This is a genomic window from Tahibacter aquaticus (genome assembly GCF_004363655.1).
GTDB classification, from domain to species: Bacteria; Pseudomonadota; Gammaproteobacteria; order Xanthomonadales; family Rhodanobacteraceae; genus Tahibacter; species Tahibacter aquaticus.
Window position 1 is genome coordinate 261,223 of record NZ_SNZH01000010.1, and the last position, 9,543, is coordinate 270,765.

Consider the following 9,543-nt stretch of genomic DNA (forward strand, 5'->3'; position numbering starts at 1 on the left):
GCTCAGGAATCGACAGCGGTTTCCTGCGTCTTCGAGGCCGCCTAATAGACAACCAGCCAGAACGGTGGATCTGCCGCAACCGCGCCGCGCTGGACCTTCTGCCGCGCCGGTGTCGCTGCTTTACCGTTCTGCTGTTGCGCACGCTGCAGCCACGCAGCGAAGCGCGCGTCCGCTGCGGCATCGGGCGCATCGATTCCCTGCGCCCTGCGCTGTGCCCGGATCAGCTCTACCCAATCTGCATCGAGTCGCAGCGAAATGGCGACATCGGCAGCGCGCGAAACCGGCGCCTGCCAGAACAGTAGCGCGCCGACCAGCAGTCGCGCAGCGCCCGTTTCCAAGCGCCGAACGATGGCATGCCATTGTTTCGACGGCACCCTGGCAGGCACCAGGTTCAGCTCGCCACGACGGCAACAAGACCGATCGGCGCGCGGCGATGAAGGTCGACTCGTTTTCATGGCGTCATCGATCTTACGCATTTTCCCATAAGCAACAATAGACATTGTGTGATGACGAGCGAAGTCAGCCATTCGTGTGTTGCGGACACAGCAACAGGAAGAGCCGGAGCCGCCGGTTACAGTTTCCTGCGCCGCTGCCGCGGCACGTCTCCAGATCACACGCCGTCCGTCGCCACGCGTAGCGCCGGGCTCCGCACCAGGCAATCAGCGGCCTGCGGTTCTTTGCCGCAGCGGCATCGCCGCGCCCCAGACGGCATGGGGCCGGCATGAGCGCACGAGAAAACGTGCGGGCAAGGCCAGGGGCCGGCGTTGCATCGAAACCCACATCGCGGGGACGGACACCGGCAGGCCGCTACGCACACCATGGAATCACCCGGGGGGAAGTGCCGCTTGGATCACTGCGTCACAGGTATGCCTGTACAGAAATCGCCACCTGTACAGTCCGCCGCTGTCGAACCGACGTCAGGACCGTGCACCGCGACGCTGGAGCACTGCCACGGCGGCGCTGCGTTTCGGCAATGTATACATGAAGCATTCCTGGGTATCAGTTGTACGCAACGGCGCGATGGCTGCAACTGCACTGCAACGTAAAAACTTCTTCATCTGCCACGGCCCAGCGCCCCAACTATCTTCACATGCGCGAACGCATGGACTAGGCGAAAACGTAGCCGATGCGCCGTTACGGCAAGCAAGGGAGCAAGACGTGCTGCGATGGCATGGCCGAATCGGCAACGCCGAGACGACCGTATCTGCAATGCACCGCGACTATCGCGTTGCATTGCAAGGTATACCGCTGGACAGCGGCGACAGTCTTGCCATTCACGCACGACTGTCAGGCGACGACTGGGCCTTCGAGCAGGTACGCTCGGTCGTCATACGCGGCGTGTGGCCGGGACGCGGCCAGCTATGGTCGCCCGACCCCGCAGCTGCCGTGACAGCGGTAGACGACGCTTCCGACGCGCCTGTTGCCTGTCGGTTGCGGCGCGAGCTGTGCATCAGCACCAGCCTGACACGCACTGAACTGTTCGATCGCCTGCAGCACGCATTCGCTGCAGAGCGTCTGATCGAGGTAGTCATCGCGACCGAGACGGATTGACCGCGATCGCCAGGGCCATCGCGGCCACGGCTGCCCCTGGCGATCGGCAAGCGGCCGCACACACCGTCGCCGCCGGGCGCCGTTGACTTCGGCTACACACTTCCCCTGCAATGGTCGGGCCCGATGCAGCCACGCCTTCGGCACCGGCAGCGGAGGGAGCCTGTTGCATGCAAGAACTCGCCAGTACCAGCGCCGCCGATGAGCCCAGGCACATCCTGGTCGTCGACGACACGATAGCAGCGCGCGTCTCCCTGGCGGGACTGTTGCGCGTGCTCGGCTTCATCGTCTACGAGGCGGCAGATGCGGACCAGGCCCTGACCCTGCTGAGCGCGTCCCTGCCGGTCGATTGCGTGATCACCGATGTGGAGATGGCCGGTTCGATGAACGGCCTGGGATTGCTGCGGCATCTGCGCAACACAACGCCGCATCTGCCGGTGGTATTGGTTACCGGGCTGGATTTACGCCCGCAGGATCTCGGCGACGGCGTGGTGTGCTTTCGCAAGCCGTATCGCCCGGAGCAGCTGCTGTCCCACCTCGATACGGTTCTGGCCAAGCATGAATCCCGCTGACAACGCAGACGACACGCCGTCCATTCTGTTGGTCGACGCGGAAATACTGGCACGTACGCCAATTGCAGCTTACCTCCGGGAATGCGGCTACCTCGTCATCGAGGCGGCAACGACCGACGAAGCCTGGACCCTGCTCGAACGGCGCCAGCCGCTGGTCGACATTGTGTTCTGCGCGCTCGACACACCGGGCGCGCGGGACGGCTTCGCCCTCGCCAAAGCAGTGCGCAGCCGCTGGCCGGACATACATGTCGTCCTGGCAGGAACACTGCAGAAAGCCGCCGAAGTGGCGACCGAGCTGTGCGATGACGGCCCGCATCTGCGCAAACCCTATGACTCGCAGTTGCTGGTCAACTGGATCAAGCGCCTGCGCGCATCGGCCCGGCGCTAACTGGTGCTGGCAACCGCCGGGCGCGATCCGCCCGCACCTGAAACAGCTTTCCCCCTGCAAGGGCTTGCCATGCTGTCTGCTGGCGTGCGTTTTGTCGGCGCGATGCCAGCCGGAGCAGCGGCGGCACGACCTGTCGAGGGCCTACCTGGGTAACGGTATAACACCGGCATAACATCGATCCGACCATAGTGAGCGGTTGGGTGAACCGGCGACCAGATGGCCAGAACGGCACATCGCCGTGTGCCCACGGACCAGCCGGGCAGGCTGCTGCCGCGCAGCGGCCAGGAATTGCAAATTCGGCAAATGCGAAAATTTTTGCATTTTTCTCGACGCTCGAGACAGGGGAAATTCAAAGCATTCCCTGCTGTTGGCCTGATCCGGCAGTGGCGCCGATACCGGCGCAAAGTGGATGGAGCAGCAACGCAGCACTGCTTTACCGGTTTTTCCCGCGCCGCCTGCGCAATGGCTAGTGGCCTGTAACGGATGAATCGGCAGAGGGATGGCGAAGGGTTGGACGTGCAGGACGCCACTGCGGAGCACGGCCAATAGCCCGCGCTAGTGGCCAAGTGAGCAGCACGTGCTGCGCGGCCAGGCCGGGCCAGCTGCTGTCGATTTGTCCGTTACAGGCCACTAGTTCGCGGCTTACGGCGGAATTTGCGCCGATAGCAGCGTTTTTGCCGCCACGCCGTTGATTTGCTAGCAATACCGCTTCGTTGGAGTATGCTGTGACCGCGTTTGCGCGTTGAGCGCGTAGTAATGAGCCCCGCAGGGTTTGGCCGGCGTTTCCGGGCGCTGGCACCAGCGGCTATCGTGTGCCCGACAAGGCGACACGAGACCGAAGGCGCTTCGGCGCCACGACAGGTTTCAGGAGTCGCCATGTACAACCTTCCTGCGCATACGCATCGTCAGATCCGGCATGCCGTCGCTCCGGCGCAAGACAAAGCCGGCGGCGGCGACAGCCGCTGAATGAAAACACGGTCTCCGAGACGGAACCGCTCTCACCTGGCCGGGCCTGCTGCCACATGGCAATAATTAAACATTTTCAGTTTGTACTTTCCCCCGGCACCAGCGTAGGCCCCGAACTGCTGCGGCAAATCTGGTCTATGGCCAGCAACAGTACGCGCGTACAGGTCAGCCGCTCGCCGCGACACAATGCCGACGGATTCATTTATTCGCTGTCGGCACCTTCCAATCTGGACAACATCGTCGCCGTCGAGGCCAGGCTCCGGGCGCTGCTCAGCAGCCATCTCGTCGGCGCGGTGAATTCGCTGGTTCGGCTGCCATAGGAGATGACATTGGGCTACGACATTGCCATAGGCCGTTGTCTGGAAATCGAGAACGAAACCGCGACCGCCAAAGTGGAACTAGCAACTTTGCGCAAATTGCGGCCACAGGAAGACTTCCCGGTCAATTCGAAGGCACGCCTGCGCATCGAGCTTTCCATCTGCAGCCGGCAGCGGCCGCCGCGCCAGGGCGAAGAACTGTTCCTGGACATCGACAAGGTTAAGATCGGCGGCGCTTCCCAGCTGGATGCGGACGGTGACGGGTCCTTCGTCAACGTCGACATACGCCTTCTTGCCGCCGACATGGACCCTTTGCCCAGGCCCTCGCCGGCGGACAAATCGCGCGGTGCGACCTGGCCGCCGAAAAAAGGGCGCTGATGCGCCTGCGTTAGCCGGTGCATTGCGCCAGCCAGTGCGAGTGCGCGTCGCCCGCGCATCATCCGCGCGGATGGTGCTGCGCGTGCAGCCGCTTGAGGCCTTCCTTGGCCACGTAGGTGTAGATCTGCGTGGTCGACAGCGAGCTATGGCCCAGCAACAGCTGCAGCGCGCGTAGATCGGCGCCGTGATTGAGCAGGTGCGTCGCAAACGAGTGGCGCAGCACATGCGGCGAAATGCGCTGCCCTGCGATGCCGGCGGCAAGCCCGTGCTTCTTCACCATGAACCAGAACATCTGCCGTGTCATGCCCTGCCCGCGCGCGGTAACGAAGACCGCCTCGGCGACCCGGCCACGCAACAGCAGCGGCCGCGCCTCGGCGACGAATTTTTCCAGCCAGTGCTGCGCCTCCTCGCCGATCGGCACCAGCCGGTCCTTGCCGCCCTTGCCGGTAACGCGTAGCACGCCCTGGCGCAGGTTGATCTGGTCGGCGCGCAAGCCGACCAGTTCGCTCACGCGCAGGCCGGTGGCATACAGCAGTTCGAGCATGGCGCGATCGCGCAGGCCCAGGGACGTGGCGACATCCGGTGCGCGAATCAGATTTTCCACTTCGGCCTCGCTCAGCGCCTTGGGCAGCGAGCGAGGCAGCCTGGGGGCTTCCAACAGCAGGGTTGGGTCTTGCTCGACCCGGCCGATGCGCCGCATCAATTTGTAATAACGCCGCAAAGTGGATAAAAGCCGCGCATTCGAGCGCGCGGTATAGCGTGCCGCCGACCGCTGCGCCAGATAGCGATACAGCAGCTCGCGCGTTGCCAGCGCAAGGCTCGCACCCTGCCCGCCCAGCCAGCGCGCGAAACCGGACAGGTCGCTGCGATAGCTGGACAGGGTGTTCTCGGCCAGGCCGTATTCGGACCAGATCTGTTCGATGAATTGCTCGATCGCCTTGCGGTCGATCTCGTGCAGCGGCGGTGATTCGATATCGGTCATGACGAGCGTTCGGCGGAATCGCCGCAGGTTAGCCCAGAAGCCGGGCCAGCGTAGCCGGTCGCGTCGCGGCAGCGGCCGATCGCCGCCGCCAGTGCATCGACTTGGACGCGGCCACGCGTCATGCTTGCGCCGATTCCCGGTCTGCACCTATTGCGCATGAACCCAGCAACGCCCCAGCCAGCCCACCTGGGCTGGCGCATCGCCGCCATGCTCTACGACCTGTTTCCCGTGCTGGCCCTGCTGCTGGCCACCGGCGCCGGCGCGATGGCGCTGACCCTGGGCCAGCTCGACTATCACTCCTGGTGGTACCGGCTGCTACTGCTGTTCGTGCTGGTGGCCTACTACGTCGTGTCCTGGCGTTTTGGCGGGCAGACCATAGGCATGCGCGCCTGGCGCCTGCAGGTGGTCGATAACACACAGCGCCCGCCCGGTTGGAGTGCCTGCCTGCTGCGGTTTTTCGTCGCGCTGCTGTCGCTGGCGGTCGGCGGTCTGGGATTCTTCTGGTGCCTGTTCGAGCGCGACCGCCGCGGTTGGCACGACCTGGCCAGCGGCACCCGCATGCTGCGGATGCCCAAGCGCTGAGGAGCGAGGGCGATGCTCGAACAGGTGCTGTTGATTGCCGGGGCGCTGATATTCGGCGTGCTGGGCGGCATCCATCTGCTTTACACCTTTGTCGGCGAGAAGTTTTCGCCGCGCGATCCCGCAACACGCGTAGCGATGCAGGCGACCCATCCGCGCCTGACCCGCGCCACGACGATGTGGCGTGCCTGGATTGGCTTCAATGCCAGCCACAGCCTGGGCGCCATGGTATTCGCCGCCTTCGTGCTGTTGCTGGCCGGCTGGCATATGGATTTCCTGCACAGTGCACCGCTGTTCGCCTGGCTGGCCGCGGTGAATGCACTGGCCTGGCTGGCATTGGCCGTGCGCTACTGGTTCCGCATTCCGCTGATCGGGCTGGCCTTGTCCAGCGCCTGTTTCGTACTGGCGGCGCTGCGCCTCAGCTTCTGAGCACAGCAGAACCGACGTTCGCACCGGCGAGCGCAGGACGGCGAATACCGCAGCATGGTCAGCCTGCTCTGCCGGGCAGTCGAACACTGCACCGGCGCCGCCTCTCGCCATATCCGTCACGTTCTGCACAGTGCATGCGCGACGCCGTGGCGCAACAGTGCGACGATGCGGCCGTTGCACGCGTCTGCGCGTCTTTGTCCGGTCTTTTCTGCGCATGTCATCTACGTCCATAGGCTTAGGCGAATTCGAACTCAATCCCGCGACGCGCGAATTGCGCCGCGGCAGCGAGCTGATCGAGCTGCCCAGCAGCGCGTTCGACGGACTTGTCTATCTGATCCTGCATCGCGAACGCGCCGTCGGCCGCGACGAACTGATGGCAGCGATCTGGGGCCGCAGCGATGTGGCCGACAGCCTGCTGGGTCAAACCCTGGTACGCCTGCGCCGCGCGCTGGGCGACAGCGGCGATACGCAGCAGTGGATACGCACCGTGCCGCGCTTTGGCTATCGCTGGGTGGGTCCGGTGAACGCAGCCGCGGCAGCGGTGCTGGAACAGGCTCCCGATGGCGACAGCGCGGCGGCAGCGGATGCAGCGGCAGAACCGGCACCGCTGCAGGCAGGCAGCGCAGCGGACGAAACAGATCTGGCAGCGGCAACAGCACTACCCGAGTCCGCTTCCCTGCTCCAGACCCATGCCATGCCTCGGCGCCTGCGTCAGCACTGGGCCAGCGCCGTAGCCGTGCTGGCGCTGCTCGGCCTGCTGGCGATGCTGCATTTTCAACCAAGGAACAATGCAACAAAGCAGCAGGCCACGACGCAGCAGCCGACGGCTGCGCCTGCCGCACCTGCCCTGGTCCTGCCCGCGCTTGTGCGCGCCGACGAGGAGTGGGCGTGGCTGCGACTGGGACTGATGGACCTGGTCGCCAGCCGCCTGCGCCGCGGCGAGCTGGCCACCGCGGCCAGCGAGTCCGTCGTCGCGCTGCTGCGCGATCGCAGCGAAACCGAAGCCGGCCCGCTGCTCGAAGCCAGCGGTCTCGTCGGCGCCGACACCTTGCGCATTCAGCCCGAGGTCGAGCGCAGCCAGGGCCAGTGGCTGGTCCGCCTGCGTGCACAGGACCAGCAGCGCCAACTGCTGGTGGAAACCCATCACGACGACGCCATCGTCGCGGCGCGCGAAGCCGCCGACACCTTGCTGCTGCGCCTGGGCCACCTGCCACCGGACCGTCGCGACGAGGCGCCGCAAGCATTGACCGAGCTACTGCAGCGCACCCGCGCAGCCATGCTGGCCGACCAGTTGCAGACCGCGCTGGAGCTGATCCGGCGCGCCGAAGCACCGCTGCGCGAACGCCCGGAAATCGTGCTGCGCCTGGCCCAGATCGAACTGCGCGCCGGCGACTACCTCGCCGTAGAGCAGCGCCTGCTCGCGCTGCTGGACACGGTACCCGCCAGCCGCGATGCAGAATTGCGCGGCCGCGCCCTGGTCACGCTGGCGGCCAGCTACATCCGGCGCGAGCGCCCCGACGATGCCGCCGTGCACTACGACGAGGCCATCCGCCTGCTGCAGCAGGGCAAGGCACCGGATGCGCTGGGCCTGGCTCTGCTCGGCCGCGGCCTGGTCGCCACCTTGCGCGGCCGCTACGAACAGGCCGTGTCCGACCTGGGCTTGGCGCGCAGCGAGATGGAATCTGCCGGCAACGCCCTGGGCGTAGGCCAGGTCGATCTGAACCTGGCCCTGATCGAGGTGCTGCGCCTGCGTCCGGCTACGGCACTCGCTCCGTTGATCGACACAGCCGCACGCTTCCAGCGGGTCGGCGCGCAGGAGGAATACGTCTTCACCCTGGCCAGCATCGCCGAGGTGCAACAGCTGCTGCTGGACCATGAAGCGGCGCTGGCGACCACCGAACGCTATTGGCCGCCCGAGGCCCATAGCCAGAATCGGCGCCTGCGCTGGAAACTCAGCCTGGTGCGCGCCCAGGCCTTGTTCGAAACCGGCCGTCTGGATGCGGCGCAGCAACTGGTCGACGGCATCCTGGCCCAGGCCGACGCCGAACTGGATCTGGCCGTGCGCGCCAAAACCGCCGGCGTACAGGCACAGATTGCAGCGGCCCGCGGCGAGCATGCGCGCGCCGCACGGCTGGCGCAGGCGGCACTGACGCCAGCACTGGATGCCAGCGACCGTTGCCGCTATCTGCAGACCTGGACATTGCGTCTGCGTGCCCTGCGCGCCCAGGGCGACCTGGTATCGGCCGCGCGCGAGACCCAGGCCCTGTTTGCCTGGGTGCAGCAGCGTGCCGAGCCCTGGTCGCAGACCTATGCCAGCCTGGCCCGGGCCGAACAGGAGGTCGCCGAACAGCGCCTGGACAGCGCCCAGCCGCTGTTCGAACAGGCGCTACGCCAGGTCGACGCGGCCGGCGCCATTCCCGACGACCTGGTCGATGTGATCCGCCCCTATGCCGACATGCTGGTGCGCAACGGCCAGCTGGACCAGGCGCGCGCGCTCAGCGCACGCATCGCACCCTGGGCCGACCGCGACCTGCGCGCCGCCTCGGTGTTCGTGCAGATCAACTCGGCCCTGGGCCAGACCAAGGCCTTGCATCTGGCCGAGCAGCGCGCAGCACAGCTCGCAGGCGAACGGCCGCTGGTGGCGATAGAGCCCTAGCCGCCTGTAACGGACAAATCGATAGCAGCTGGCTCGTCCTGGCCGCGCAGCACTTGCTGCTCACTTGGCCACTAGCGTGGGCTATTGGCCGCGCTCCGCAGCGGCGTCCTGCTCGACCAGTCCTTCGCCATCCCTCTACCGATTTGTCCGTTACGTGCTACTAGCCGCCACAGCAACCGCCACAGCGAGCAAAAATATAGAAATCGAAAACTACCCGTTGCCGCTCAGAGGCAGCTGACACGCCGAGGCTGGCGGCAATGCAACGTCGTTGGCGAAAGGCCGCAGAGCGATGAGTCCCCAGACCGGCTGCCATCATGCCGAAGCATCGACGGACCGCACACGCCGCCAGCTACCTGCAAGCGCCAGAGTGCAGCCGCCACCATTTCCGGTCGGGTTGTACGGCTTGCGGGATAGCACCGTCAGCCGGACAGCGGGCTTCCAGGCGACCGCGTTTGACCACATCGGGTCCCTTTGTCCCGGCGGAGAAGACCCAGGCGCATCCCTGCGCCTGGACCTTGTCCCGGGGTGGGCGTCAGCGCCGGCGCAGGGGTCGGCGGCGGTTTTCAAGGAAGGCCAGGCCCGCCATCAGGCCTGTGAGCAGCAGCAGCATGGCAGGGGTCAAGGCCGGTGCCGGCTGCGGCGGACGCGGTGGCACCAGGACGGGCGTGGTATCCGTGCCGGTGTTGTTGGCGGGGTTCGGATCGGGCGTGAGGCTGCTGGCCGTGGCG

General features: G+C 65.9%; 11 protein-coding genes. 8 read left to right on the forward strand and 3 right to left on the reverse strand.

Translation table 11 applies throughout. From position 1 onward, the window contains the following. Window positions 1-41: 41 nt before the first annotated feature. Window positions 42-527: a hypothetical protein gene (locus tag DFR29_RS17085; protein WP_133819822.1), complete on the reverse strand. Its 486-nt coding sequence runs from the start codon at window positions 525-527 to the stop codon at window positions 42-44. 454 nt (window positions 528-981) lie between these two features. Between DFR29_RS17085 and DFR29_RS17090 the strand changes: the two genes are divergently transcribed. From DFR29_RS17090 to DFR29_RS17110, 5 genes are all read left to right on the forward strand, one after another. Continuing rightward, window positions 982-1,551, forward strand: a complete 570-nt coding sequence (locus DFR29_RS17090) for a hypothetical protein (RefSeq protein ID WP_133819823.1) — start codon at window positions 982-984, stop codon at window positions 1,549-1,551. A 167-nt stretch (window positions 1,552-1,718) separates the two neighbouring features. Continuing rightward, window positions 1,719-2,120, forward strand: coding sequence for a response regulator (locus DFR29_RS17095; protein ID WP_166654157.1), 402 nt, complete (start codon window positions 1,719-1,721; stop codon window positions 2,118-2,120). Then, window positions 2,107-2,508: a response regulator gene (locus DFR29_RS17100; protein WP_133819825.1), complete on the forward strand. Its 402-nt coding sequence runs from the start codon at window positions 2,107-2,109 to the stop codon at window positions 2,506-2,508. Before DFR29_RS17095 ends, DFR29_RS17100 begins: the two co-directional genes overlap by 14 nt. Before the next feature lie 1,103 nt (window positions 2,509-3,611). Further along, entirely contained in the window at window positions 3,612-3,794 is a 183-nt protein-coding gene (locus DFR29_RS17105; protein ID WP_133819826.1) for a hypothetical protein, read from the forward strand. A 9-nt stretch (window positions 3,795-3,803) separates the two neighbouring features. After that, window positions 3,804-4,169 (forward strand): hypothetical protein, encoded by a 366-nt coding sequence (locus DFR29_RS17110; protein ID WP_133819827.1) that lies wholly within the window; start codon window positions 3,804-3,806, stop codon window positions 4,167-4,169. Window positions 4,170-4,227: 58 nt separating this feature from the next. Here the strand turns inward: DFR29_RS17110 and xerD are convergent, their stop codons facing one another. Beyond that, window positions 4,228-5,151, reverse strand: coding sequence for a site-specific tyrosine recombinase XerD (gene xerD, locus DFR29_RS17115; RefSeq protein WP_133819828.1), 924 nt, complete (start codon window positions 5,149-5,151; stop codon window positions 4,228-4,230). Between the two features lie 156 nt (window positions 5,152-5,307). On the opposite strand from xerD, the gene DFR29_RS17120 reads away from it, so the two are divergent. The 3 genes from DFR29_RS17120 to DFR29_RS17130 all read left to right on the forward strand — a co-directional run bounded on the left by DFR29_RS17120 (window position 5,308) and on the right by DFR29_RS17130 (window position 8,815). Continuing rightward, the gene (locus DFR29_RS17120; RefSeq protein ID WP_133819829.1) at window positions 5,308-5,733 is read left to right on the forward strand and encodes an RDD family protein; all 426 of its coding nucleotides are present in this window, start codon (window positions 5,308-5,310) and stop codon (window positions 5,731-5,733) included. A 12-nt stretch (window positions 5,734-5,745) separates the two neighbouring features. Then, window positions 5,746-6,159 (forward strand): LIC_13387 family protein, encoded by a 414-nt coding sequence (locus tag DFR29_RS17125; RefSeq protein WP_133819830.1) that lies wholly within the window; start codon window positions 5,746-5,748, stop codon window positions 6,157-6,159. Between the two features lie 214 nt (window positions 6,160-6,373). Further along, window positions 6,374-8,815 (forward strand): winged helix-turn-helix domain-containing protein, encoded by a 2,442-nt coding sequence (locus DFR29_RS17130; RefSeq protein ID WP_133819831.1) that lies wholly within the window; start codon window positions 6,374-6,376, stop codon window positions 8,813-8,815. A gap of 532 nt (window positions 8,816-9,347) precedes the next feature. Here the strand turns inward: DFR29_RS17130 and DFR29_RS29250 are convergent. After that, window positions 9,348-9,543, reverse strand: a 196-nt coding sequence (locus DFR29_RS29250; RefSeq protein ID WP_166654158.1) for a hypothetical protein, incomplete at its 5' end; no start/stop codon positions are given.